At 65.3% G+C, this 26,699-nt stretch carries 22 protein-coding genes; 12 read left to right on the plus strand and 10 right to left on the minus strand.

What is annotated here, in order from left to right; all coding sequences use genetic code 11:
- Nucleotides 1-80: 80 nt before the first annotated feature.
- The 4 genes from L810_RS22235 (at nucleotide 81) to L810_RS45510 (ending at nucleotide 5,482) form a co-directional block, all read left to right on the plus strand.
- Nucleotides 81-677, plus strand: a complete 597-nt coding sequence (locus L810_RS22235) for a fimbrial protein (protein WP_021160558.1) — start codon at nucleotides 81-83, stop codon at nucleotides 675-677.
- A 70-nt stretch (nucleotides 678-747) separates the two neighbouring features.
- The gene (locus L810_RS22240; protein ID WP_021160559.1) at nucleotides 748-1,467 is read left to right on the plus strand and encodes a fimbrial biogenesis chaperone; all 720 of its coding nucleotides are present in this window, start codon (nucleotides 748-750) and stop codon (nucleotides 1,465-1,467) included.
- A 115-nt stretch (nucleotides 1,468-1,582) separates the two neighbouring features.
- The gene (locus L810_RS22245) at nucleotides 1,583-4,072 is read left to right on the plus strand and encodes a fimbria/pilus outer membrane usher protein (RefSeq protein ID WP_042975671.1); all 2,490 of its coding nucleotides are present in this window, start codon (nucleotides 1,583-1,585) and stop codon (nucleotides 4,070-4,072) included.
- A 396-nt stretch (nucleotides 4,073-4,468) separates the two neighbouring features.
- Complete coding sequence (locus tag L810_RS45510) at nucleotides 4,469-5,482, plus strand: fimbrial protein (RefSeq protein WP_162175296.1); 1,014 nt, start codon at nucleotides 4,469-4,471, stop codon at nucleotides 5,480-5,482.
- Nucleotides 5,483-5,724: 242 nt separating this feature from the next.
- Here the strand turns inward: L810_RS45510 and L810_RS22255 are convergent, their stop codons facing one another.
- The 7 genes from L810_RS22255 to L810_RS22285 all read right to left on the minus strand — a co-directional run bounded on the left by L810_RS22255 (nucleotide 5,725) and on the right by L810_RS22285 (nucleotide 16,465).
- Complete coding sequence (locus L810_RS22255; RefSeq protein ID WP_042975672.1) at nucleotides 5,725-8,781, minus strand: hybrid sensor histidine kinase/response regulator; 3,057 nt, start codon at nucleotides 8,779-8,781, stop codon at nucleotides 5,725-5,727.
- Between the two features lie 177 nt (nucleotides 8,782-8,958).
- Nucleotides 8,959-9,630 carry a response regulator gene (locus L810_RS22260; RefSeq protein WP_021160563.1) on the minus strand — a complete coding sequence of 224 codons (672 nt, stop codon included), beginning with the start codon at nucleotides 9,628-9,630 and terminating at the stop codon, nucleotides 8,959-8,961.
- Between the two features lie 399 nt (nucleotides 9,631-10,029).
- Complete coding sequence (locus tag L810_RS22265) at nucleotides 10,030-10,302, minus strand: hypothetical protein (RefSeq protein WP_306415727.1); 273 nt, start codon at nucleotides 10,300-10,302, stop codon at nucleotides 10,030-10,032.
- A 25-nt stretch (nucleotides 10,303-10,327) separates the two neighbouring features.
- The gene (locus L810_RS22270; RefSeq protein ID WP_021160565.1) at nucleotides 10,328-13,411 is read right to left on the minus strand and encodes an ATP-binding protein; all 3,084 of its coding nucleotides are present in this window, start codon (nucleotides 13,409-13,411) and stop codon (nucleotides 10,328-10,330) included.
- A gap of 364 nt (nucleotides 13,412-13,775) precedes the next feature.
- Nucleotides 13,776-14,807, minus strand: a complete 1,032-nt coding sequence (locus L810_RS22275; protein WP_021160566.1) for a hypothetical protein — start codon at nucleotides 14,805-14,807, stop codon at nucleotides 13,776-13,778.
- Between the two features lie 123 nt (nucleotides 14,808-14,930).
- Nucleotides 14,931-15,758, minus strand: coding sequence for a hypothetical protein (locus tag L810_RS22280; protein ID WP_021160568.1), 828 nt, complete (start codon nucleotides 15,756-15,758; stop codon nucleotides 14,931-14,933).
- Between the two features lie 119 nt (nucleotides 15,759-15,877).
- Nucleotides 15,878-16,465: a tetratricopeptide repeat protein gene (locus L810_RS22285; protein ID WP_021160569.1), complete on the minus strand. Its 588-nt coding sequence runs from the start codon at nucleotides 16,463-16,465 to the stop codon at nucleotides 15,878-15,880.
- Between the two features lie 359 nt (nucleotides 16,466-16,824).
- On the opposite strand from L810_RS22285, the gene L810_RS22290 reads away from it, so the two are divergent.
- From L810_RS22290 to atsR, 3 genes are read left to right on the plus strand one after another with little or no spacing between them, the layout of a single operon-like run.
- Nucleotides 16,825-17,697 (plus strand): response regulator, encoded by an 873-nt coding sequence (locus L810_RS22290; RefSeq protein WP_021160570.1) that lies wholly within the window; start codon nucleotides 16,825-16,827, stop codon nucleotides 17,695-17,697.
- A 49-nt stretch (nucleotides 17,698-17,746) separates the two neighbouring features.
- Nucleotides 17,747-18,250, plus strand: a complete 504-nt coding sequence (locus tag L810_RS22295) for a molybdopterin-dependent oxidoreductase (protein WP_021160571.1) — start codon at nucleotides 17,747-17,749, stop codon at nucleotides 18,248-18,250.
- Nucleotides 18,247-20,067, plus strand: a complete 1,821-nt coding sequence (gene atsR / locus L810_RS22300) for a hybrid sensor histidine kinase/response regulator AtsR (RefSeq protein ID WP_042975673.1) — start codon at nucleotides 18,247-18,249, stop codon at nucleotides 20,065-20,067. The genes L810_RS22295 and atsR overlap by 4 nt, the downstream gene beginning before the upstream one ends.
- Nucleotides 20,068-20,130: 63 nt before the next feature.
- On the opposite strand, the gene L810_RS22305 is transcribed toward atsR, so the two are convergent.
- Together L810_RS22305 and L810_RS22310 are read right to left on the minus strand one after the other, a co-directional pair.
- Nucleotides 20,131-20,550 (minus strand): secondary thiamine-phosphate synthase enzyme YjbQ, encoded by a 420-nt coding sequence (locus L810_RS22305; protein WP_021160573.1) that lies wholly within the window; start codon nucleotides 20,548-20,550, stop codon nucleotides 20,131-20,133.
- A gap of 10 nt (nucleotides 20,551-20,560) precedes the next feature.
- A complete protein-coding gene (locus L810_RS22310; protein ID WP_021160574.1) occupies nucleotides 20,561-20,887 on the minus strand; it encodes a thioredoxin family protein in 327 nt (108 codons plus the stop codon).
- A gap of 226 nt (nucleotides 20,888-21,113) precedes the next feature.
- On the opposite strand from L810_RS22310, the gene L810_RS22315 reads away from it, so the two are divergent.
- Complete coding sequence (locus tag L810_RS22315; protein WP_021160575.1) at nucleotides 21,114-21,815, plus strand: flavin reductase family protein; 702 nt, start codon at nucleotides 21,114-21,116, stop codon at nucleotides 21,813-21,815.
- 155 nt (nucleotides 21,816-21,970) lie between these two features.
- Here L810_RS22315 and gcvA read toward each other — a convergent pair whose 3' ends face one another.
- On the minus strand, nucleotides 21,971-22,903 hold the full coding sequence (gene gcvA / locus L810_RS22320; protein ID WP_021160576.1) for a transcriptional regulator GcvA: 933 nt from the start codon (nucleotides 22,901-22,903) through the stop codon (nucleotides 21,971-21,973).
- A gap of 138 nt (nucleotides 22,904-23,041) precedes the next feature.
- Between gcvA and L810_RS22325 the strand changes: the two genes are divergently transcribed.
- From L810_RS22325 to L810_RS22340, 4 genes are all read left to right on the plus strand, one after another.
- Complete coding sequence (locus tag L810_RS22325) at nucleotides 23,042-24,244, plus strand: MFS transporter (protein ID WP_042975702.1); 1,203 nt, start codon at nucleotides 23,042-23,044, stop codon at nucleotides 24,242-24,244.
- 14 nt (nucleotides 24,245-24,258) lie between these two features.
- Entirely contained in the window at nucleotides 24,259-25,155 is an 897-nt protein-coding gene (locus L810_RS22330) for an oxidoreductase (protein ID WP_042975703.1), read from the plus strand.
- Nucleotides 25,156-25,353: 198 nt separating this feature from the next.
- Nucleotides 25,354-25,686, plus strand: a complete 333-nt coding sequence (locus tag L810_RS22335) for a DUF2322 family protein (RefSeq protein WP_042975674.1) — start codon at nucleotides 25,354-25,356, stop codon at nucleotides 25,684-25,686.
- Between the two features lie 88 nt (nucleotides 25,687-25,774).
- Nucleotides 25,775-26,635, plus strand: coding sequence for a hypothetical protein (locus tag L810_RS22340; protein ID WP_373453103.1), 861 nt, complete (start codon nucleotides 25,775-25,777; stop codon nucleotides 26,633-26,635).
- The last annotated feature ends 64 nt before the right edge of the window (nucleotides 26,636-26,699 follow it).

Here is a 26,699-nt window from a genome sequence, read left to right on the forward strand (position 1 = left end):
CGAGAATTTTCGATGGCCCGATAAACTTTTTCCTGACTCTTCCAAGAGTTAATTCACCTCAATCTCGATTGGAGAAAATCGTGGCTTTCAACAAGAAAATTCTCGCACTGGCAGCATTCGCAACCATGTTCGCAGCCGGCTCGGCCATGGCAGCTGACGGCACGCTCAACTTCACCGGCAAGATCACGGCAGCCTCGTGCTCGATCACGGGCGGCGCAGGCTCCACGGTGACGGGCGGCAAGGGCGATCAGAACATCGCGGTCGATCTCGGCACCGTCAGCGTCGACTCCCTCGGCGGCACCGCAGGTGGCGGTATTGCTGCCGGCACGGCGATCAACCTGAGCCTCGATTGCGGCAACACCGCAACCGATCTGACCACCGTCAAGGTGAAGTTCGACCCGTTGGCAGGTTCGGGCACCGACGCAAAGAACAACAAGCTGCTCAAGACGACGGGCACGGCCACGGGTGTCGGCATCGGCATCTATACCTCCGACAACACGCTGCTGAACCTGGCCGCGAACGAAACGTTCGACGCACCGCTGGTCAAGGGTGGTACCGAAACGGAGCCGGTCTACACCGCATCGCTGAACATGCGCGCCGGCTACGTCGCGACGGGCGACAAGATCGCTGCCGGCACGGCAAACGGCACGCTGCCGTTCACGCTGACGTACGAGTAAATCGACCCAACCGGGCGGCGGGATGGCTGTACATTCCATCCCGCCGCCACGCCCAGATTCGGATTCCGAAATGAAGAAAAAAATCATTGCCGGGCTGGTCGTGGCCAGCTCGCTGCTCCTCCTTTCCGCTTCGTCATACGCCGGCATTTCGCTGTCCGGCACCCGGGTGGTCTACACCGCCCAAAGCAAGGAGTCGTCCGTACTCGTCAAGAACCAAGGGAGCGACGACGTGATGATCCAGTCGTGGATCGAAGCGCCGAACAACGCAAGCAACGATCTGCCGTTCGCCATCACGCCGTCCCTCAGCCGCCTCGCCGGCAGCAAGCAGCAATTGCTGCGCATCTTCTACTCGGGCGAGGGCCTGGCGGTCGATCGCGAATCGGTGTTCTGGCTCAACGTGCAGGAGATTCCGCAAAAAGCAAAAGGCGACAACTCGCTGCAGATCGCGGTTCGTCAACGTATCAAGCTCTTCTATCGGCCAGCCGGACTTCCCGGCAAGCCGGAAGACGCGCCAGCGCAACTGAAGTGGCGCTGGGCCGGCAGTGAAGGCAAGCCGGCAATGGAAGTCATCAACGACTCGCCTTACTTCGTGTCCATCGTGCGTGCAAGCCTCCATATTGGCTCGAATACCTACACGGTCGCCCCGGAGATGATCGCACCGAAATCGACGCAGCGCGTTGCGGTCAAGGATTATTCGGGTCGGTCGATCACGGCGGACGCGAAAGTCGATTTCGATTCGATCAACGATTACGGCGCGCCCGTCAGCACCGAGTCCGTCATTTCGAAGTAGTCGGGCTGACCCACGTTGCCGCACCGGCCAAGCATCGAACATCGTCTGTTCTACTAACTTACAAGAGGGCGCATTTCTGACACATCCTCAGGCAGGAAGCGCACGCGAACAAGGCATGAACACAACCGTAAAGAAAATTGTATCGGCTTGCCAGGGAGCGTACTGCCTGATGGCGCTCGGCGTAATCGCGATGCCTGCCGCCGTCGAGGCGGCAGAGTTCAACGACATGTTCCTGAAGAAGGGCCAGGCGCCTGTCGAGCTCAAGTATTTCGAGCAAGGCAGCGCGGTTCCACCGGGAACCTACGATATCGACGTGTCGCTGAACCAGCGGAGCACGAAGCGCAACTCCGTCGTCTTTACGGCCGCCGCATCGGGCGAAGTCAAACCGGTCATCACGTACGGGCTGCTCAAGTCGCTCGGCGTGGACCTGAATCGCCTCGAGCGCGAAGGCAAACTGGAAGCAGGCCTTGCTGACGACACACAAATCGACCTCGCCAATCTCGTCGAAGGCGCATCGTCTGATTTCGACGTCGGCTTGCTGGCGCTCAACATAAGTATCCCGCAAGCATACGTGCAGGGCCAGGCACGCGGCTATGTCGACCCGTCGCACTGGAACGAGGGCGTCACGGCGGCTTACACCAACTACCAGGCGACCTTCAGTCACGATAACAACTCCGGGTATCGCAGCGACTACTACTACCTCGGTTTGCGCAACGGCCTCAACGTCGGTGCATGGCGGTTCCGCAACGAATCGTCGCTGACGGGGCGTCGTGGCATGGCGTCGAGCTTCACGGCCAACCGTACTTACGTCGAGCGCGACCTGCAACGGATCCAGGGCCGGCTGTCGATGGGCGAAGTGTATTCGTCCGGCGAGATCTTCGACAGCGTGCGCTTCCTTGGCGTCCAGTTGAGTTCCGATACGGGGATGCTGCCGGACAACGAGGTCGGCTATGCGCCGGTGGTGCGCGGCATCGCGCAGAGCAACGCCGTCGTTGAGGTTCGCCAGAACGGCTACGTCATTTACTCGACGTCCGTCACGCCCGGCGCGTTCGAATTGCGCGACATCTACCCGAGCGGCTCGAACGGCGACCTCGAGATCCGCATCATTGAAGCCGACGGCAACGTGCGCACCTACCGGCAATCGTATTCGTACCTGCCGGTGATGATTCGTCGCGGCACGATGCGCTACGCGTTCTCCGCAGGCCAGTACCGCGGCTTCGGCCAATCGCGGCCCAAGTTCGCGCAGGGCTCGCTGATCTACGGCGTGTCGGACAACCTGACCGGCTACGGCGGCCTCATCGGCTCCGAACATTACGCCGCGATCGCGCTCGGTGTCGGCTACAACTCGCCGATCGGCGGTGTGTCGTTCGACATCACGCACAGCCAGTCGAACACCCCCGGACGCAAGGCAAGCGGCCAAAGCTTCCGCTTCCTGTATTCGAAAACGCTGACGGCAACCGACACGACGCTCACGATGGTCGGTTATCGCTACTCGACCGATGGCTATCGCACGCTCAGCCAGCACGTCGACGATCTCGACCGCATCGACGGCGTCGGGCTGCAGCGCCAGAAGAGCCGCGTCGACCTGAACATCAACCAGTCGCTCGGCGGAAACGGATCGGTATACGCGAGCGTCGGCGAAACGAGCTACTGGAATCGAGGCGGTTCAAGCAGGAATATCCAGCTCGGCTACAGCGGCGCGTTCAAGAATCTCAGCTACAGCATCGCGGTCGCACGCACGCAGGATACCGGGCCGTTCGGGCGCTCCGACACGCAGTTCAGCGCATCGATCAGCATTCCGCTCGGCGGCGGCGCACGCTCGCATCGCGCGTTCGCGAACACGGTCGCGTCGACCGGCGGCAACGTGAACGTCCAGGCGGGCGTCAACGGCTTCCTGAACGAACAGAACACGGTCAGCTATGCGGTCCAGGGCACCTATGCGAAGGATGCCGGCGGTTCCGGCGGCGCGAGCCTCGGATGGGATACCCCGTTGATCAAGCTGAGCTCGAACTACAGCCAGTCCGGTCACGGCAAACACGTCGACCTCGGCGCGTCGGGCTCGATCGTCGCGCACGGCGGCGGCATCACGCTCGGCCAGTCGGTCGGCGAAACCTTCGCGATTGCCCAGGTTCCGGGCGTGCGCGGTGCGCGTTTCTCGTCGTCGTCGAGCATCAGCACCGATCGACGCGGTTATGCCGTTCTGCCGTACGTGCAACCGTACCGTTACAACTGGCTCACCGTCGACACCGAAAGTCTTGGCTTCGATACCGAACTGACCGATAACTCGAAATCGGTCGTGCCCACACGAGGTGCGATCGTAACTGCGCAGTTCGCCGCGGAATCCGGACGCCGAATACAGTTCGACGTGACGACGGACAAGGGCGGCAAGGTTCCGTTCGGCGCAACGGCATACAGCGGCGACGACAAGATGCTCGGCATGGTCGATAGCGATTCGCGCGTCCTCGTGTTCGGTATCCAGGACAAGGGGCGTCTGTCGATTCGCTGGAGCGGAGGTACGTGTGAAGGCAACTACGCGCTGCCTGAACGCACCAAGGCCGTTGCCTATGAGCGTATTGCAATGACCTGTCGCATGGCTGGCCGCTGATCTGCATCGAAACGCCGTATCGCGCATACGCGGACTCGATCGCAATCAGGGATCGGGTTCGCGAAACGATCGACAGGCAAGCAAGCCATCAAGCGCGAAATACAGGTATGCGGCGGGCCGCGGAAAACAGGGGACTTCACGCAGGATCCCGATCGAACGCGAGCAATGAGTTCCTGTACCAAAGAATTGAATGGCGCCTGCGTACCTGTCTCATTTCAGTTCGTCCGCCAACGAGCGGCGATATGAGGACGCTCAACTGAATATCGGTCCTGCAGCGACGACATGTGATCGAGCGTGTCATGTATGTACGAATAGTTGATGACTGAACGCCTCGCCCGGTCGCCGCGACGATCCCGATTTCAGCAAACGAATGTCGAAAGAACGAAAGGTAGAACCATGAACATCAAGAAGTCGTTATTGCACTGCGCTTGCCTGCTTCTGTGCGCGAGCGCGCCTGTAGTTGCGTGGTCCGCTTGCGAGATCAGGCCTGATAGTGGCGCTCCCGCCCACAACTCAGCGATGGTCGCTTCGATACCGGCCCTGAAACCTAACAGCTTCAGCCCGTTGTTACCGGTCGGAACGGTTCTGATCACCGAAGAGATAGATACGACGGGTGAGCCGTTCACTCTGTACTGCTCGGACAAGATCGGGAAGGTTTGGTACGGCCGGTCCGGCGTGCAAGGTTCCTACAACACCTGGCCAACCGGCATCGCAGGCATAGGTGTGCGATTCAAGTTCTCCGGCACCGGCGGCGGAATCGACCAATGGTGGCCGTTTGAGACCTCCAACCCCATAACTACCGGACATTACTCAGCGTCCCGCAAGCTGGTCGTCGAATTCGTCAAGACCGGGCCGATTACCGCCGGCGGCAAATTGACCGGCGAAATCGCCGCAGGATGGGCACAGGACAAGGGGTTCAAGTTCATGTCCTTCACGGTCCAGGGCGGCGGCATCGAGATCAAGCCACGCGTGCCGACCTGCAGCGCTGCGACCAAGTCGCTCACCGTTCCACTCGGCGACCTCTCGACTACCGATGTGCTCTACGTCGGCGCCACGACTCCGGCCAAGTCGTTCAGTATCGTTCTGAACTGCAGTGGCGGCGACACGGGCACTGTCACGAAGACGTACATGACGCTGACCGACGTCTCCAACAAGGCGAACCGTACCGACACGCTTTCCCTCACGCCCGACTCGAACGCCAAAGGCCTCGGCGTGCAGGTGCTGTACAACTCGACACTCGTCAAGTTCGGCCCGGACAGCAGCGCGACGGGCAACACCAATCAGTTCTCGACCGGGAGCACAGGGAACGGCACACTGGAAATTCCGCTCAGCGCCCGATATATCCGGACCGGCTCACTGAGCGGCGGCAAGGCAAACGCAACGGCATCGTTCACGATGAGCTATCAGTAATCCGGCGCCGTGCGCGGTCCCGAATCGCAAACGGCCGCCGTTCAGCACCTTTGCTCACGCATCGCGCCATCGACGAGCTTGCACTCTCGCGCGATTGCCCCTCCTTTCGCGTGTCGCAACCGGGCACTCGTAAAACGTGGATGCAAGGTTTTGCGTACCCGTTTTCCATCGCTGGTTTTGCCGACGGCGCGCCGCTCGATAGCATTGCAAACGGCCCGCCCCGGCTGCCCCCGCCCCGCAACTTACGGCTCAAGCTCAGCCAGGCGCTGCAATGCCCGCCCGATTTCACCCCGGAAACCTGACCAATGCGCGCCAAGCGCGCCCAGGTCGCCCTCGCCCAGGACAGACTCCATCTGCGCGCAGGCGTCCCGCGTGTCGAAATCGCCCACCACTGCAAACCCGCCACGCATCGAATGCAGTTCGACCTTGATCGAGTCGATATCGCATTTCGGCAGCGCCGCTTCGATTGCCGCCAACGAGCGCAGTGTCGCCTCGCGCAATCTCTGCCGCATTTCGTTGGTGACAACCCTTGGCGCATCATGCGTCGGCGCTTTCGCTTCACCACTCGCCACCGCCCGCCGCCCGCCGTGCCGCCGCAGCACCGCTTCGAGCGCGCCGATCGACAACGGCTTCAGCACGACCTCCACCGCGCCAGCCCGTTCACAGCGCCGGCGGTCCTCGTCGGTGGCATGCGCGGTCATCGCTATCACCGGCACTTTCGCACCCTGCTCCCGCAGAAAATTCGCCAGCGCGAACCCGTCGAGTTCCGGCATACCGAGATCCGTCAGCACGACGTCGAACGGATGCTCGAAAAACGCGCGCATTGCCTCCACGCCGTTGGATACGATCGTCGCGTCGTAATGCAGCGCGTCGAGCTGGTCGCGCAGCAATGCGCGACTCGCGGGATGATCCTCGGCGACGAGCACACGCAGCGGCTCCTCGTCGTCCTCTCGGGACAGCCCGCCAGTATCGGCAGCAGCCGTCGCGCAGGGCTCGTCATCCGCTTCCGATGCCGATCCATAACCGCGCACCGCATCCGCGAACGCCGGCAGTTCCGGCACGTCGATACGCCACCCGGGTGCGGCTTCGGACAGCGGCAACGCGGCCACGAAGGTCGTGCCTTCGCCAAGACGACTGTCGACGCTCAGCTCACCGCCCATCAGCGTGACGATGCGCTTGCACAGCGGCAACCCGAGCCCCGTGCCGCCGAAGCGGCGATACACCGATGCGTCGGTCTGGATATAGACGTCGAACAGCGTCGACACGCCGTCTTCGGGAATGCCGATGCCCGTATCCCGGACGATGATCTCGACTCGTCTTCCCGCGGCACCGGCCGGCACGGGCCGCGCCTCGACCGTCACGTCGCCGCGCTTCGTGAACTTGATCGCGTTGCTGACGAGGTTCGACACCAGTTGACGCAACCGGGTCGGATCGCCGACGTAGCCGTCGGCCAGTTCCGGCGCTACGCGGCAAGCAAGCCCGAGGTTTTTCGCTTCCGCGAGCGGACGGAACATCGCGGTCACGTCGTCCAGCAGGCGACGCAGATCGAACGGGATGCTTTCCAGCACCATCTGGTTCGACTCCGCCTTCGAAAGATCGAGCACGTCATTGATCACGCGCAGCAACGTGTCCGACGACGAAGCGACCGTATTCAGGCGCCGCCGCTCCGCCGACGGTAGCGCCCCGCGCGCCATCAACTCGAGATTGCCGATGATCGCATTGAGCGGCGTGCGGATCTCGTGGCTCATCGTCGCGAGGAACGTGGATTTGGCCTTGTTCGCATCCTCGGCGGCCACACGCGCCGCGCGGAGCGTCTCCTCCACTTCCTTGCGCGCGGTGATGTCGATCAGTGTGCACAGCAGCACGTCGATGCCGCGGTACTTGGCGCGCACCATGTGCGCATCGAGATACGCGGTGCCGTGTTCCGCGTGCTCGATCGCGAATTCATGCGTGACGAGCCCGTGCGCGCCATCGTCGACGCGCACCTCATCGCGATAAACCTGCCACAGTCTTTTGCCGAGCGGCGACCCCGAAACGGCCTTGTCGTAGGCAGCCATCGCATCGTTGCGCACGATCGCGTCGCCGTCGGCGAGCGACAGCAGCGCGAGGCCGGCCGGCGCCGTGCGAATCAGCGTGCGGTTCAGCGCCTCGCTTTCGATCAGGCGTATCGCGCGCCGATTCGCAGGACGCAGCGCACGCCGGTCGAACAGCACGATCGCGGTCCACAACACCGCGATGCCGAACAGCGCCAGGACGCACGTGATGCCGATACGCGTGGCATTGGCCACCGCCACGCTTTGCCACGAAACGCTCTTGATCAGCACGAGGTCGGCCCCGGGCAGGCGGTCCCCAAGCACGAAGCGGCCGCCGATGCGATGCGGAATGGCTGGCGCACGATCCCGATTCAGCACGCGGTCGAGCATTCGCGCGACGACTCCGCTGTCATGCGTCCGCCCCATCACGATATGCCCGCTCGTGTCGACGAGCACTTTCTCTTCGTCCGGCGCCTGCGGCGCCATGATCCGGTCGAGTTCGGGACGCCCGTTGAAAACAAGCCATGCGAACGGCTCGCCATTCTCGTTGCGCAGCCGTTGCGCAATCCGGGTCACGGGCCTGCCAAGCAACGGATCGTCGCGCGTCTCGATGACGACGCGGTCATCGACGCCCGCCGGTTCGAGGCGCCGCGCCAGCGCCCGCAGATCGGACGGGGCGAGCCGCGCGGGGGCCCGTGCAGCCAGTTCAGCGCCGAACAACACCAGATAGTCGTCGTTCACGCCGATCAGGTAAGCCGAGAAACTCAGCGCAATCGAAACCGGCGACGGTGTGGCCACGGCGTGGCCCATCCGGTAGAGCGCACCGATATAGCGCAGATACGCGGCAGGCGAATGCCCCGGCGTGATATCGGCGAACCCGACGACCCTCGACTTCCCGTACGGGTTCGGCCAATCGAGCCGGCCGCCATTGTCGATCAACGTCTGCAGATCGGACGGCGGCACGACTTCGGGGTTGCTGTTGGCCGCGGTCATGTTGTCGGCGAATCGTCCAAGCAACACCTTCGTCACCTGCAACTCGCCGTGCAGTTGCGCCGCTTCCCGCAGGAACGACGAGCGCATCTGGGCAACGTAGTCGTCGACGGCAAGCCGGACGACCAGGAACGCACACAGCACGATGAACACGGTGATCGCCACGCCGCCGCCGTACAGCAGCGCGTACTGCTGGCGCCGGACCCGGACCGGGTCGAACGGTTTGCCGCCAACGGCGGCAGCCTGCGCGGCCAGCCTTTTCAGTTTGTCGGGCATACGCTTCGATGTGGTTTCACTGTCGTCGAACGTGAGCCGGTATTCGCCCTTGCTGGCAACAGCTTGCCGCGGGTGCAACCGTCACGCATCGGACATGCGCGCAGGAACGGTGCATCACCGTGCCGCCCGCGCTGCGCGCCTGCCTGTGGCCGGTGCCGAGCCGTGTGCCCAGGTCAGTCACGTGCGGGGGGGGGCGCCCGGAGCGGACGGATCCTGCACGTCGCCTTCGTCCGCATACCGGATCAGGTCCGCGTCGCGAACGATCCCCAGCTTCTTCATCGCGCTCGACTTCTGGGAACTGATGGTCTGCTTGCTGCGATGCAGCTGCGTGGCGATCTCGCCCACCGTGTAGCCGGCGCCGAAAAGCCGGACCACCTCGATCTCGCGCGTCGTCAGCGCGCGCGCGACGGGCATCGCATCGCCATCCTGAAGCAGTTGCTTCACGAACGGCGACATGTAGTTCGCGCCGACATAGGCCGCGTGCACGGCGCCGATCAGGTGCGACAGCGCATCCGACTTGCTGAGGATGCAGTGCACGCCCTGCTTCTGGATCGCGCGCAGCACGCTCGGGTTGTCGATCATCGTGATCGTCACGATACGCAGCGCGGGGTAACGACGCTGCAGGAACGACAGCAGCACGAGGCCATCGCCGTACTTGCCGCCTGGCATCACGTAGTCGAGCACGAGCACGTCGCTCGGCTGCGCATCGAGCGCCGTGACCAGATCCGTCGAGTTCGAAACGGCGCCCACCAGCTTGATCGTGCTGTTGCCTTGCATCGCCTGCGACATCCCGAGCGCCGACGCCGGATGATCATCCGCCACCATCACGCGCACTGAAAATTCGTCCATGCTCCTGTTTCTCCCCGAGGCTTCCCGTCACGCATCCGGCGCACGACGCAACGCTCGCATCCTCGCGCCGTCGGCCGATCGTCAGCTACATACGGCCGCCGGACAATAGTGACCTAATTTTAAGATAAATCCGGCCGCGTTTGCCGGTCGGGCGGTCGATGCATCGCGCATCCTGCGCGCCAACTGGCGAACGGGCTGCGATGGCCACGTCGCGCAGTTTGAGGGATCGAACACGCGTCGCCGGGGAAATCGGCTACGCGGCGCGCCCGTACGTGCCAGAGGCGGCACTTGCAAGCGGCTGGCCCGTGCGGGTCCTCACCGCCTGCCGCCATCATACGGAGGGCGTCTCGGCGGACGGGCGCGGGGAGATCCCGCTACGTACCGCCCCGCCACCACGCACTATCGGTGCACCGACTCGCCGGGTTCGTCATGCCGCGCACCTTCCTGGCGCATTTTCCAATCGTTGATCGCGCGCCGTCTCTGAGTCGGCGACATCAGCAGATACTCGTTCATTATCGTCAGAAATTCCTTGCGCGACCGCTCGGACAGCGCCGCGAATTCGATCAGCAATGCGAATATCTTCCCCAGGTGACGCATGGTCTTCCCCTCCAGTGTGATTTGAAATGTGCACTGCGACCGGCGCAGGCACTTTGCCCCTGTCATGTCGGACATGCGTTGCCGGGTTCCGTGTTGCCGGTTACTTGCCATGCAGTGCCGCCTCGCGATCGGCCGGCGCGCTCGCCGCGCTTTCCGGCGCAGCACCGCACCGCTGCCACACAGAGGCAAGCGCGGTGCGCAGGTGGACGAGCGTCACGGGTTTCGTCAGGACGCGCCGCACGCCTGCCGACAGGTAGCGGCGCATGCCATCGGGCGACACGTGCGACGTGATGACCAGTACGTCGCACGCGGCACCTTGGTCGCGCGCGGCTTCCGCCAGCTCGTGCGCGCGCAGATCGGGAAGATCGGAGCCGATCAGCAGCACGTCCCAGTCGCTGCCGGCCAGCGATTCGAGCACCGCGCGCCCGGACCCGACCTCGGCCACCGTGCAGCCGAGTGCATGCAGTTGCTCGCGGAAAATCGACCCGTCGACGGCTTCGTCGCGAGCGACCAGCACGCGCGGCGCACGGGCGATGGACGGCTGTGACTGCGCCATCCCGGCGCGCCGCCGGCCGGGCATGGCGACAAGCGCAAGTTCGCCACCGGATGAAGCGGCAATCGCGCTTTCACCGCGACACGACGCGCAACACGACAGCGCGGCACGCAGGCCGCCGAGCGAATAACTCGATACGCGCACCGTGCCGCTTGCGCGGTGCGGTTCGAGCGGGCCATCGCGCGTGGCGAGGATCAGGGGCGCACAGCCGCGCAGGTTGCCCAGTTCGGCGTGCGACCAGGTGTCGGGATCGCCGATCAGCACGACCGGGCCCGCCAGATCGCCCGGCAGGCTCGACAGGGTGTCGTACACGTCGACGTCGAACCCCCATGCGTGCAGGTGCGGCAATGCGAATTCGCGCCATTCGCGATGCGCGGCTACGAGCGTCAGCGCACATGCATGCGCGCGCACGCCGTGCGGCCGGCCGAGCATCGCGACTTTCGTGCCGAGCGGCAGACGGATCGTGAAGCGACTGCCGACACCCGGCTCGCTCTCCACGCCGATGCTGCCGCCCATCGCCGCGACGAGGCGGTCGCACAGCGCGAGCCCGAGCCCCGTGCCGCCATAGCGCCGCGTGATCGACGTATCGACCTGCGTGAACGCCTTGAACAGCTTGCGCCGATGCTCGTCGGCAATGCCGATGCCGGTATCCTCGACCGCGACCGACAGCACCGGCGCGCCGTGGCCGTCCGCAACGACGGCCACGCGCACCGTCACGCGGCCCGTGCTCGTAAACTTGATCGCGTTGTTCAGCAGGTTGCCGAGCACCTGCGCGAATCGCGTCGGATCACCGCGCACCCGCTGCGTATCGGCCGCGTCGATTTCGCAGAACAGCTGCAGGCCCTTCGCCTTCGCGATCGGCGCGAACGCGCTCAGCTCGCGTGCGACCGTCGCGATCACGTCGAACTCGATCGACTCGACCTGCATCGCGCCGGCCTCGATCTTCGAGAAATCGAGAATGTCGTTGACGAGCGCGAGCAGGCTCGTCGCCGACGTGCGCAACGTGCCGATGCGGCCGTGCTGGACCGCATCGAGCGCCGAGCGTTCGAGCAGTTCGAGGTTGCCGAGGATCACGTTCAGCGGCGTGCGGATCTCGTGGCTCGTCGCCGCGAGGAACGACGATTTCGCGGCATTGGCCGAATCGGCCGCGCGCACGGCCTCTTCGAGCTTCTGCATCAGCTGGTGCTTCGCGGTGGTATCGGTGACCGCGGCGATCAGCACGTCCGCGCCCTGATAGCGTGCGCCGCACGCGATGAATTCGAGATGCAGGTGCGCGGCTTCGCCGCTGCCGATCACGAGATCGTCGTGCAGCACGCGGCCCGCGCCACCGCTCGCGACGTGCGCCTGCCACGCGGTGGCGATCTGGTTCGACAGCTCGCGATGATCGCCGCCGTTGCGGGCGACCATCTCCGTGAGCGCGGGACTCGCCAGCATGCAGCGCCCGTCGTCGCGCGCGATCAGCCCAAGGCCGATCGGCGCCATCTCGATCACGCTGCGGCACAGCGCCTCGCTGTCGAACACGCGCTGCGAGCGCGCATAGAGCGGCGCGAATTCGCGCCGGTGAAAGCGCAGCAGCAACACCCACATGACGGTGAGTGTCAGCAGCGTCGCCGCCGCCAGCGTGCCCGCCGAATGCGCGACGCCGGCCGCAACGTCGGCCCACGACAACGCATACGTAAACGTCCAGCCCGTCGATTCGAGCTTGCCGTGAAACATCAGGAAGCCGTCGCGGAACACCGGCGAACCCGACGGGCCGCCGCCACGCCACCGGGCCAGTTCCAGCAGGCGCGCCGCGCGGCCGGCGTCGCCCACGGCGGGATCCATCGCGACGAGCCGGCCGTCGGCCGTCGCGATGGTGAACACGCCGTCGGGCCGATAGTCGGCCAGCCATGACAGCAGGTACTCGGGCGGATATTCGGTGACGAGCACGGCAAACGTTTTACCGTTGTCGTGCGCTTCGGCCGCGATCCGGATGCGCGGCTGCCCCGACACGGGATCGATGAACGGCGCGAGCCAGCGCACGTGCGGACGGCTATCGACGACACCCGGATACGCGCGCTCGAAATCGATGCGCAGCGCGTCCAGCACGCGTGCGCGATCGTCAGGCGACACCAGCGCGGGATCGTCGCGGTTCCGGTTCGGCACCAGCCCGAACATGCCCGTGCGCGTGCTGTAGTGGTAGCCCTCCAGCGTGCGCCCGCGATTGATCGAACTCGCCGCGCAGATGCGCGCCAGCAGCACCGACAGCGACAGGTAGCGCGCCACCTCGATGCGATCGCCGGTCTGCCCCGGCACGCCGAGCACGAGCGACGGATGCGGCCGGATCGCGACGCGCTGGTCGTCGCCGAAGAAGGCATCGACGACCGATTCCGGCGCGCTATCGGCCTCGCGCCAGATCAGCTGCGCATTCGCGACGCCGTTGCGGAACGAGGTTTCGCTCACCTGGATCTCGTTGAGCGTCTGCTCCAGCCCGTTCAGGTAATTGCGCCGCTCGCCCTCGACATGCCCCGAGACGATCGCCGTCATCCCGAGACCGCATGCGATCAGGACCAGGATGGTAACGACGATGCCGCCACCGAACACCGAGATGCTCAGATAGCGGCGGAGGGATTGAAGCGGACTCTGCGGCATGACGCGCGACGAGGGCCGCGCCCTCGAACGATGCCGATTCGAAGTGCGACGCCTGGCCGGAATTCACCATGGAAAAGATGGAATGAATTCCGACGATGCCAAACGGGTATGGGAGCGTCCACCCCAAATGAACCGTTTCGTACACGTCAAATCCTATTGAGCGGATATTTAGAACTTGACCGAAATTCGGTGCGGGAAAATGTGGCGTTCGGACACATCCCGGCTGCACGTCGGACCCTGCGACGCGCAACCGGGAGGAAGAGGAGGCGAGGAAAAAGGCGGGGGCGGGCCATCAAGCGGCATACCCCCACGGAAGCGCCGCTCAGGCGGCGAGGCACTTCGGCGGCCTTCGAACGACGGCAGGTCAGTTCTGCGTGAGCGGGTTGAGCGTCGTGCACAGGAACCCCGTGCAGTTCGCCGGCTTGAAATAGAACGACGCCATCACCGGCGTGGGGGCGCCGAGCGCGAGATCGCTCAGATACGCGGTACCCTGCGCGCCGAACGTGTTCGACTGCTGGACGAAGCTGGCGCCGCTCGACTGGATCGCGGCCGACTGGTACGTGAAGGTCGGCGACTGCGTCTGGTCCTTCACGTAGACCCACGAGATCGTGCTGCCGAACACCATCGCGCCCTTCGCGCGATAACCCTTCGCACCTTCGCTGTTGGCCTGCGCGATGAAGTCGCTGACGCTCGTCGTCGGCGTGAGCGCATCGTACGTGTAGGTTGCGCTCGACGCGTTGTTCTTCATGTACACGTTCGACTGCACCGAGCCGATCACCATCGGGCCCAGGAACCAGTAGCCCGACTGGCCCTGGCCGTTCGCCTGCGTGAGGAACGCGTTCGGGTCGGCCGGCAGGCCGGTCGTCGTATACGTGTAGGTGGCCGACGAACCGCCATCCTTGCGATACAGGTAGCCGTACGTGAGCGGCCCTTCGTAGCGATAGCCGTTCGTGCCCTGCGTGTTGGCCTGGTTGAGGAAGGTCGACCAGTCGCCCGGCGCGGATAGCAACTGGTACGTGTAGGTCTGCACGGTGCCGTCGTTCACGAAGATCGAGCGCGAGCCGCCGTCGGATGGGGCGTAGTAGTAGTCGCCCAGGTAGCGGTAGCCCTTCGCGCCTTCGCTGTTGAGCAGCGTCAGGAAGCTCGCCTGGTCCGCCGCGGTCGGCTGCGCGTCGTAGCGCAGCGTCAGCGTGCCGCTGCCTGAGCCGCCGGAGCCGCCCGACCCACCCGAGCCGCCGCTACCGCCGCTTCCCGTTCCGCCGGAACCCGTCCCGCCGGTGCCGCCGTTGTTGCTCGTGCCCGATCCGCCGCCGGACGACGCAGGTGATGAATTGTCGTCGCCGCCGCAGGCGGTCAGCGCGAGACAGGTCAATGCGATCAATGCAACGGCTTTCATCGGAATCACCTCGAAACGAACAGGACAAACAGGACGAACGAAGCCGGCGCGCGCGGCTCACGCCGCACGCACGGACGATTGCGAAGCGGAAACCGGCCGGCGGCGCACCGCCGGCCCTGGACGTCAGTTGACCTGGAGCTGGCCACCGCGGCCGAGGCCGCCCTTGACGTCCTGCGCCTTGTAGCTGCGCAGTGCGACGACCATCTTGTTGTACGCGTCGATGAACGCGACGACGGTCGCCTTGCCTTCCGGCGTCGACGAGAAGCCCGCGAGCGCACCGCCCACGCCGCCGCCGAAGCCGCCCAGCGCGGCACCGTAGTTGGTCGCCGTCGAGCTGCCTTCCGATGCCGCGATCTGCACGGCCGAGCGCACGTCGAACAGCGTCAGCGTGACGACCGATGCCTTCGTCTGCAGGTGGCCGGCCACCGCCGCCACCGCGCTGTTGCCGATCAGCCCGCCGATCATGCTGCCGATGCCGCCGATCGGCGAATCGTTGATGACGATCTGCGGTTCCATGTAGTAGTCGGCCGCGACACGCTGGCCCTTCTGCTGCTTCGAGCCCGCGCGGTATTCGCCCGAGTTGCGCTGCAGTTGCGTGATGCGCGACAGGCGCGCGTCGCTCTTCTGGTTGCCGATCGACGTGATCACGAAGCAGTTCGACTGCTGGACGGCCAGGCGCAGCAGCGGGTCGATCGTCGTCATCTTGGTCGCGCTGCCGAACGGGCCCCACCAGTCGGCGTTGCGGCCGTCGTCGACGGCGATCGTGCCGAGCGGCGACGCGCAGCGCTGCAGCCCCGTGTCGGCGCCGGCGCTCGTGCCGCCCGCGGCGGCACCGGTCACGCCCGCGTTCTGACCGCCGGGCGTCACGACGCCGCCGCAGCCCGCCACGGACGCGCAAAGCGCTGCAACCAGCGCACCTTGAGTGAGACGTTGGGAAAGGTTGGTCTTCATGTCGTTGTCGATCGATTAGAGTCGTTGTTCGGCTTATGTGTTCGTGCGAACTTCGATAAGCCCCCCGGCTGGCGCGCGATGGTGGTCTCCCCGCTGCTGCCCCGTTGCTTCAGGCCCGGTCAGTAGTACCAGTACGTCTGCTGCCAGACGCCGTAGTACGGATAGCCCGAGTACCAGTAGCCGTAATAGACGTCACGCCATTGCGTGCGCCATTTCCAGTCTTCTTCGTCTTCCTTCTTGGCCTTGCGTGCAAGGTCGAGCAGCTTCTTCGACTCCTTGTCGCCGCGGGCGGCTGCGATCGACAGCCACTTCTCCGCTTCGCGCGCATCGGAGCCCATTTCCTCGAGGCCGAACAGGTAGAAACTGCCGAGCGCCTTCTGCGCCTGCAGGTCGCCACGCTCCGCGGCCTCGCGCATCCACTTGAGGGCCTGGTAGCTGTCCTGGCGCACGCCGTCGCCGCGGAAATAGCGCAGGCCGAGGTCGTAGGCGGCCTTCGGCTGGGTCTTCGCGGTTTGCTTCAGCGCGGCGATGCGCGGATCTTCCCGGTCTTCCGAATCGTCCTTTTTCTGATAGGACACCTGATCTTTAGGACGGTCAGAACAGCCTGTGTCGTCGCAGATCCGCACCGTGTTGCCAGTGACGGACGGATCCTGCGCGCACGCGGCCAATAGCAACAGCAGCCCCGGTGCGAGTAGACGGCGGAACATTGGTACTTTCCTCAAGTTTTATTGGCGCCGCAATTCTTCGAGCTTTTCACCCCCGTGAGCTCGCACCCGGCGGCGCGCGGCGCAACGGATACAATCCGTCGACGCCGACACGCACTCCAAGGCTCTCTCAGGTTCTCTCTTCGAATCGTTCAGTCACCGCTTCATTGCTGTCGCTTTTCGTTGTACCGGCTGTTGCCGGCTGCGATCTCCAAACATGACGCGACAAACAAAGGTGACGTGGTGAGCAATAATAATGGAGAAAAACAGCATGTCAAGGTGATTCGCTTTTTCAAAGTTTGCGTGTCACGTCAGTTTTGATATGCTCTCCCTCGCCAAAAACCCCTGGAGACCCCATCGAGATGTCCAACAGCGAGCAGGCCAACGTCGATCTGATCACCGCCAACAAGGTGCGCGACCTACTGAACCGGAACGGCATTCCGCCGCGAAGTCACAACACGACGATCGCGAACGTGCTCGGCCTCAGCTTCTCTGTCGTCACCCGCAAGATGAAGGGCATGATCCCGTGGAACCTGTCGCAATTGCAGGACATCGCGACGCATTTCGGCGTGCCGCCCGCGATCCTGCTCGACGACAAGGGCACGCAGCCGGCCGCCGCCGAGATGATCGACGCGACGCTCGTGATCGAGTCGCGGCGCTTTCGCTGCCGCGCCGCGATCTCGACCAAGGCCAGCAGCCAGATCGAGACGGACTTCGTCGCGCTGCAGTGGCAGGGCGAGTGGCTCATCACCGAGCGTCAGCACGCGCGCGAGGGCCGCACGTATCCGGTCGACGTGATCGAGCTGCGCTCGACCCAGCCGAACGTGTATGCGGCGCGGATCGCCGTGGTCGACGATTCGCAGGACGTCGCCGAAACCATCTGTGAATATTTCATCGAAAAAGGCGTGAACGCGATTCCGTACTTCGACGGCGCATCGTTCCGCAAGGCACTCGAAGTGGAGGATTTCGACGGCTACATCCTCGACTGGATGCTCGGCGACCAGACCGCAGCCGAACTCGTGCGCGGCATCCGCTCGAGCGAGAACAGCGGCGCGCCGATCTTCCTGCTGACCGGCAAGATCTCGACCGGTGAAGCGAGCGAAGACGAAATCGCGCACATCGTGTCGCACTACAACGCACGCTGCGAGGAAAAGCCGGTGCGCCTGCCGATCCTGTTCGCCGAAGTGGCGCGCGAACTGAAAATCACGCTGCCGGCCGCGGCCGCCGCGAACTGAGACCAGAAACACAAGCCACCACACAACACGACAAAACCGAGGGAATGACATGCGAATTCCGACCATCTGGACCAAGGGCCTGCTGACGGCCTTCCTGCTCGGCATGGCCGCCGCGGCGTGGGCTGCCTCGTCGTTCACGTTCACCGTCGACGGCAGGATCGACAGGCACAACCAGCCGGGCAAGACGGCCTACGTCTTCTCCGAACAGGCGCTGATGGCGCTGCCCCAGCACACGATCGTCACGTCGACGAGCTGGACACCGAAGGCGACCTTCACCGGCCCGCGCCTGTCCGACATCCTGAAGACCGTCGGCGCGCACGGCACGCAGATCGAGTTCCGCTGCATCGACGAGTACACGTTCACGATTCCCGTGTCCGACGCCGATCGCTACGGCGTGATCCTCGCGCGGACGATGAACGGCAAGGTGCTCGACAACGACAACTACGGCCCGCTGTGGATCATGTACCCGCGCGACCAGTATCCCGACGAACTGAAGACGCCGCTCGGCGAAGCCAAGTTCGCATGGCAGATCATCGGCCTGACGGTGAAATGAAACGCGGGCGATGGAAAAATAGAAAAATCATCCTGGTCCTCGGCTCGCTGTGGATCATGGGGTTCGCCGCGTGGGCGTTCCTGCTGTGGGACCTCCTCGCCACCTCGGTCAACGAAGGCGTACTCGAGGGGCCGCGCGAAGGCGTGTTCTGGACCGCTGCGCAATACCGGAACGTCTATACGCGGTTCGACCGGCAACTGATCCTCTACGCGACGCACGAGGACGACGACTTCAATCACGTCCAGATGCAGCTCGACAGCCTGTCGGTGTCGTTCGGCTTTCTGCAGCGGCCGTCGGAAGTGTCCCAGTACTGGCTGCGCATCCCGCGCGCGCGCAACGAGATCGACGCGCTCGGCGAATTCATGACGCGCCTGAAGCGCGACGTGCCGCCGTTGCGCGATTCGCCGCAGCGCGCACGGCAGGTGATCGACGACGTGAATGCGTACTGGCCGAAGGTCAACGGCCTTGCGAACTATTTCCGCGCGATCGAGATGGCGCAGCGCGACTTCACGTTCCATCAGCTGAGGGAAAAGCAGCGCGCGATCCTGATCCTCGGCATCGTGCTCGGCGTCATCCTGTGCGCGTTGTTCCTGCTGCTGTTCTATACGATGCGCACGCGCGACGACCTGCTCGAACGGCAGGACGCGGCGCTCGACGCGGAACGCAAGGCGTCCGATCGTGCATTCGAGATGATCGAGGCGAAGAACGCGTTCCTCGGGATGGTCAGCCATGAGTTGCGCACGCCGCTGCAGGCGATCTGCGGATCGGTCGAGATCCTGCTCGCGCGCCCGCAGTCGGACGCGAACCTGAAGACGATCCGGCGGCTGCAGAATTCCGCGCTGTCCCTCGAGGCGCTCGTCAAGGACCTGACCGACTACATCAAGCTGCGCTCGACGAAACGTCTCGCCGAGCTGGATACCGTCACCATCGCGCCGCTGCTGGCCGAAGTGCTCGACCCGCTGCGCGAGAAGATCGCGGCCAGGCGGATCGTGGTCACGCAGCAAGTCGAGCCGCACGACCTCGCGATCCGCTCCGATCGCAAGCTGCTGCGCCAGGTGCTGTCGAACCTGATCGAGAACTCGGTCAAGTACACGCTCGGCGGATCGATCAAGGTGTCGATCACGCTCGCCGACGCGCCGGCCGGCCAGCAATTGAAGATCGCCGTGCGCGACACGGGCGCCGGCATCGCGAAACAGCACCTGTCGAAGATCTTCGAGCCGTTCTATCGCGCGAACGACGCGGTCGGGCTGCATGTGGACGGAATCGGCATGGGGCTCGCCGTCGTGCGCGAAATCGTGACGACGCTGCGCGGGCATGTGGACGTGCGCAGCACGGTGGGCGAAGGCAGCGAGTTCGTCGTGACGCTGCCGGCCGAAGTGCCCGGCATCGACACCGCCGGCAACGCGGCCGGCGACGCGCCCGCGCTGCCGCACGCGGCCGCATACCGCGGCCGGCGCGCGCTGGTGGTCGACGACGACGACAACGCACGCGAAACGCTCGGCGCGATGCTGTCGGCGCTCGGCATCGACGTCGATCTGTGCAGCACCGGGCAGGAAGGCGTCGCGCGCTTCGGTGCGAGCCGCTACGACATCGTCGTGCTCGATCTCGAGCTGCCGGACCTGAGCGGTTTCGACGTCGCACGGCGCATTCGCGCGGTGGCGCAACCCGACGACGACGGCCGGCATCCGGCGATCCTCGGCGTCAGCGCGTATGAATCGGCTGCGCTGCGCGAGAACAAGCGGGTATTCGACGCATTCCTGCCGAAGCCCGTCCACCTGCGCGAACTCGGTGCGCTCGTCGAGAAACTGCTCGCGTAAGCCCGCGATACCGTGCGCACAGGCACCGCATTGCGAGCCGCGCGCGGCGTCACCCGTCGAGACTCATTCGCCGATCAGGTGCAGCACGATGTCGCGCCGGTGCGCGGCGCGGCGATGCTCGAACAGGTAGATGCCCTGCCACGTGCCGAGCACCATGCGTCCGTGCTCGACCGGGATCGACAGCTGCACCTGCGTGAGCGCCGTGCGCAGATGCGCGGGCATGTCGTCTGCGCCTTCGGTGTCGTGCTCGTAGCGCGTGGCGTCCTCCGGTGCGAGCGTCTCGAAGTAGCGTTCGAGATCGCGCTGCACCGACGGATCCGCATTCTCCTGGATCAGCAGCGACGCCGACGTATGGCGGCAGAACACGGTGAGCAGGCCGGTGCGGATCGCCTGCTGGTCGACGAACGCACGCACCTGCGGCGTGAATTCGACGAGGCCGCTGCCGCGCGTGTCGACGCCGATGTGCGTGAGCGCCTGTTGCATCTCGGCGACCTCAGGCCAGCGCGGCGAAGCCGTCGGCTTCGATCTGCTTCGCGTCGGCCGGGCGCACGACGCGCGCGACCTCGACACCGTCGCGCAGGAACACCAGCGTCGGCCACAGCTTCACGCCGAACGAGCGGCCGAGCGGGCGGCCCGGGCCATCCTCGATCTTCAGGTGCCGCACCGCAGGATGCGCGGAGAACGACGCGACGATCGCGGGCTGCGCGCCCGCGCAGATCCCGCACCAGTTCGCGCCGAATTCGATGACGGTTGCGCCGCCCAGTGCGTCGACTTCCGCGCGCGTCGGTGCATTGGCGGTATAGCGTTGCTCGGTATCCATCGGGCCCTCGTGTGCGTTGGCGGAACGTGGCCGCGCCCGCATGCGTGGTGCGGCGGTCGCGGCCTGCGATTTCCTACTCTAGCGGAAAAGCGCGCGCGATGCCGGCCGGCCCGTTGCGGCGCCCATGCCGCCTGTGCCCCTCCGGAATGACACGACAAGATTCGGAGCGCCGCGCCGCCGCGACAGGATCAGCATGCGGACTGATCCGTCACCGAGGGCACCCGCCATGAATGCGCCGCATTGCGTCACCGAACCGAACATCCTCTATTTCGGCACGCCCGTCGTGCTGGTCAGCACGCTGAACGAAAACGGCACGCCCAATCTCGCGCCGATCTCGTCCGCGTTCTGGCTCGGCTGGCGCGGCGTGATCGGCATCGCCGCCAGCTCGCAGACCACCCGCAACCTGATGCGCACCGGCGAATGCGTGCTGAACCTGCCGTCGTCGGCGCAGGCGGACGCGGTCGACCGGATCGCGCGCACGACGGGCACGCATCCGGTTCCCGACGGCAAGCGCGCGAAAGGCTACGTCTTCGAACCCGACAAGTTCGGCACGGCCGGGCTCACCGCGACCGCGTCGCAAACCGTCGCGCCGCCGCGTGCGCTCGAATGCCCGGTGCACATGGAAGCGGTCGTCGCGGCCACGCACGGGATCGGCGACGAGGCGCCGGACCTGCGCGGCCATATCCGCGTGTTCGAGTTGCGCATCCAGCGCGTGCACGTGCATCCCGACCTGCTGATGGACGGCTACGCCGACCGCATCGATCCGGACAAGTGGTCGCCGCTGATCATGAGCTTCCAGAAGTTCTACGGGCTGGAGCCGCGGCAGGTGCATGCGTCGCGGCTCGCGGAGATTCCGGAGCGCGCGTATCGCAGCCCCGACATCGAACGTTCGCGTGAAGCGGGCATGTTGACCGGCGCCGGACGCTAACGAAGCGCCCGGCGCAATCGCAGTGAACCGGGTGCTTCGTCATGCCTCCACCGGCGGTGGCGAGGCGGCTGCACCGACCCCGCACCGCCTCGTTCCGCCTCGCACTGCCGGCCCTGTGCATCGCGGTGCCGATCGCGCGGATCGACACCGCGAGCCTATTCCGCCTCGCGGCCCGCCATGCGTTCCATCCACTGCTCGAACGCGGACACCGCGGCATCGTCGGCACGATCGGCGTTCGTCACCAGCATGTAGTCGTCAGCACGCCATACAGGCGACGCGATCGGACACACGAGGCGCCCCTCGGCGAGATCGCGCCCGATCAGCGGCAGCGATGCCAGGGCCACGCCGAGCCCCTCGATGGCCGCGCCGAGCTGAAGATTCACATGATCGAATTCGACATGACGCGCGGCGCGTAGATCGGAAGCCCCCGCTTCCTGCAACCAGTGTGACCAGGCGGAGCGCGTCGTGGCCGAATGCAGCAGGGTGTGATGACGCAGGTCGGCCACGCCCTGTATCGGATGCCGGCGCAGCAATGCGGGATTGCAGGCCGGCACGCGCAGGTCGGGCATCAACGGGCGCGATACGACGCCCGCGCCCTGCTCGGGACCGGAACGCACACCGATATCGAAAGCGTCGGCGACATAGCGCAACTTGCGCGATGTCGTCGACACCCTCACGTCGATGTCGGGGTACCGCGAATGGAAATCGGCGAGCCGCGGCAGCAGCCAGCACAGCGCAAAGCTCATCGGCACATTCACCCGCACGACGCCCGATATCCGGTGCTTGAACGTGTCGTGGCGCAGCCGCCCCACCGCGGTACCGAGGCGCTCGAACACGTGGCTGACGTCGTTCAGCAACGCGGCCCCTTCGTCGGTCAGCACGACACCGCGCGGACGACGGTCGAACAACGGCAGGCCGAACCAGTCCTCCAGCAGCCGGATCTGCTTGCCTACGGCCCAGTGGGTGACATGCAGTTCCACCGCCGCCCCCGCGAAGCTGCCGTGCCGCGCGACCGCATCGAAAGCGCGCAGCGCATTGAGCGGGGGCAACTCGCCCCGATGCTTCGCCGTGTCCTGGTTGTCGTTCATGACGTGACTTTTTCTCTCCGTTGACGCGATTTTAGTTCAATTGAAATGGCCGCTGCCTCCCCCATAAAATTGACGCATCGAGCGTGAAAGCGATGCCACGAGCGGCTTCCACCGACCGCTCGCACGGAGCAAATGACGATGCGCCTGCCGGTTTTTTCCCCTCCCGTGACGCGGGAGACTGCAACGCCCCGACGGCGCGTGCTGTGGCTGTCCTGCATTGCGCACGCAATGCACGATGGTTATACGGACATGATCTACGCGCTACTACCCGTGTGGCAGTCGGAATTCGGGCTCGACTTTGCGGCCCTGGCGATCCTGCGCGGCATCTATGCCGGCACGATGGCGACGCTGCAGTTGTCTGCGGGGCGCCTCGCGCAACACCTGGGCAGCGGCACGACCCTCGCATTCGGCACACTGCTCGCCGCGCTCGGTTATGCGCTCGCGGGCCTGTCGGGCGGCCTGCTCGGTCTGGGCGTGGCGCTGGCGATTTCGGGCGGCGGATCCAGCACGCAGCATCCGATCGCATCGGGCGCCGTCTCCCGCCTCTATGGACGCGACGCGCGAGGCCCGCTGAGCATCTACAACTTTGCCGGCGATCTGGGGAAATCCGCACTGCCGGCCGCCATTTCGCTGCTCGTGACCCTGATGCCGTGGCGTCACGCGCTATGGATCGTCGCCGGATTGGGCTGCGCCGTGGCCGCCGTCATCGCGCTCTGGTTTCCCGCCGTGCCGCGTGGCGCAAGCAAGACGGCGGCCAAAGAACAAGCGTCCGCTCAACGCAGCGGCACCGGAGGAAGCGGCTTCCCCACGCTGTTTTCCATCGGCGTGCTCGATACGGCGGTACGCATGGGACTGCTGACATTCCTGCCTTTCCTGCTCAAGGCAAAGGGTGTCTCGCCGCAACTGCTGGGAACGGCGCTTGCGCTCGTGTTCATAGGCGGTGCGGCCGGCAAATTCCTGTGTGGCTGGTTGGGCGCGCGCCTGGGTATGGTCAGGACGGTGCTGCTCACGGAGGGCGGTACGGCCGCGTGCATCGTCGCGGTGATGTATCTCCCGTTGGCACTCGCCATGGTGCTGCTGCCGATTCTGGGTATGATGCTCAACGGCACTTCGTCGGTGCTGTACGGAACCGTTCCGGAGATGTCCGCACCCGAGCGCACCGAGCGCGCATTCGCGATCTTCTACACGGGGACGATCGCATCCGGCGCGATATCGCCTGTTCTCTACGGTTTCCTGGGCGACAGGATCGGTGTGCATGGCGCCACGTATGCGACCGCGCTGACCGCCCTCGCGATTTTTCCGCTCGCCCTCGCACTGCGCCCGCATCTGGCGGATGACTGAACAGGATGAACACCATGACGAACGCTGGCTACCCGACCGTCGCCCTCGTCGGTCCGGGCGCAATCGGAACGACCGTCGCCGCGGCCCTTCATGAAGCCGGCCGCACGCCGGTGATCTGCGGCCGCTCGGCGCACGAACAGTTGAAGCTGCGCTTCGACGGCGGCGAGATCGTCGTGCCCGGGCCCGTACTGACCGATCCGCACGCGGTCGAGGAAAGGTTCGATCTCGTGTTCGTTGCGGTCAAGTCGACGCAGATCGCGAGTGCGGCACCCTGGGTCTCCGCGCTATGCGATGCGAATACCGTCGTCTGCGTGCTGCAAAACGGCGTCGAGCAGAAAGCCGCGTTCGCGCCGTATGCGGCCGGCGCCACGGTCGTGCCGTCGGTCGTCTGGTTTCCGGCGCAGCGCGAATCGGGCGCATCGGTGTGGCTGCGGGGCAAGCCTCGGCTCACCCTGCCCGATACGCCGGCGAGCAACGTGGTGGTCGCCGCTTTGCACGGCACGCGCTGCGCGCCGGAGGTGGCGGAGGATTTCATCTCGCTCGCGTGGCGCAAGCTCTTGCAGAACGCCGTGGCGGGACTCATGGTGCTGACCGGTCGCCGCGCCGGCATGTACACGCGAAGCGACATCACCGAACTGTCGCTCGCCTACCTGCGGGAATGTCTCGAGGTCGCGCGGGCGGAGGGCGCGACGCTGGGCGATGACGTGCCGCAGGAAATCGTCGATGGATTGCATGGCTTTCCGCCCGATTTAGGGACGTCCATCCTTGCCGACCGACAAGGCAACCATCCGCTCGAATGGGACTGCCGGAACGGCGTCGTGCAGCGCTACGGACGAACGCACGGCATTCCGACGCCGATCAGCGATCTGGTCGTTCCGCTTCTCGCTGCCGCCAGCGATGGCCCGGGCTAGCCGCAAGCAAACCCAAGGGATCGGATCGACGCGAGACTCACCGCCTCGTCGGTCATGAAATTCGGCCGCCGTGCGCGTCTGCGATCGGATGATCAGACTCCGTGCAAATCGCCCGGTTGCGTCGGAAAGTGCATCGCGGCGAATCAGATAACATACAGGCCGCCACCTTTCCACGATCGAATCGACGGAGTGTTTTCAGTGATTCAACCGACCCCTGTATTCAAGGACAACCTCGCGCAACTGCCGGCCATCGACGGTATCGCGCGCATCGATCTCATCGCCGCGAACGGCGACGTGGTCGCGACCATCGAGAACCAGCCGGGCAAGCAAGGCTCGCTCGCGGTGTACAACTATCTGCAGCAGGCATTCGGCACGCTCGACGCGAAAGCGGCCGAGCACGGCCTCGTCGTGTTCGCCGAACATACGGCCGACGCACGCAACCGCCCGGGCGCGCACCCGAACGTCGATCGTCTGCTGGCGATCGTCGACGGCGGTGAAGCGCTGCGCATCGACGTCGTCGCGAAGGGCTGAGCCGTTGGCGGCACACGTGCGGAACACCGCAATCGTCGCATCCGTATCCGCTTCCCTGGAGATCGCCCGCGTGTCTCGCTTGAGTGCTCTGGCTTCGGGCCGTCGTTTCGCGACGGCCACCGCGATCACGGCCATTGCCTGGGCCGCGCTCGGCGGCACGGCATCGGCCGCCCCGCTGCGGACAGCATCCGATATCGCCGGCGCGTCGCTCGTGCCGCTCGGCGTGCTGCCGCATTCGCCGGAGGACGGTTCGCTCGATCCGTTTTGCGAGCGATATCGCGCGAAGACGACCACCGCGGCCGGCCGCGAAGTCGCGAAGCGCGACTGGATCGTGACGTCCGAGGCGCCGCTCGGGCGCTACACGGTCGTCACGTTCTCGAGCGGCTTCCGCGCCGGCACGAGCGCGATCTGCTTCGCGCGCAACGGCAACATCGGCGTATTCGACGGCACGACGCTCGTCGCGCTCGGCTATACCGCGCGCAAGGCCGGCTGGCAGCTCGGCTCGGTCGATCGGCTGGAAAACGGCGCGCTGCTGATCTGGGGCGGCGACGGCCCGGCACCGCCCGTCGGCGAACTGCATGAAGAGAACGGCGGCCTGCGCTTGACCGGCGTCGCCGCCGAAAGCACACACTGCGGCGGCCGCGCGGTCGTGCCGAACGTGTACGGCGAGCCGCTCGATGCGGCACGCAGGATCCTGATCGCGCACGGCTGGCAACCGCTGCGCCCGCGCGAGAAGCCGGAAGCAACGGATGGTGCGGCAACGCTCGCGAAGCACGGCATCTTCGAAGCCGAAGCGTGTTCGGGTACCGGAATGGGGTATTGCGCGCTGCGCTACCGGAATGCAGCCGGCGTGCTCGGCGTGACGACGGCCGGCGGCGAGCCGGACAAGCCTTCGGCGAATACCGTGATCGACTACCGGGTCGCGTGCCGCAAGCCGGGGGCGCGCTGATCGCGCGAGCATGATCCATGTGTCATGCGATCCGCGCGGTCCGGCCATCGTCCGTTCGCTCGAT

The sequence above is a fragment of the Burkholderia sp. AU4i genome (assembly GCF_000466765.1).
GTDB classification, from domain to species: Bacteria; Pseudomonadota; Gammaproteobacteria; order Burkholderiales; family Burkholderiaceae; genus Burkholderia; species Burkholderia cepacia.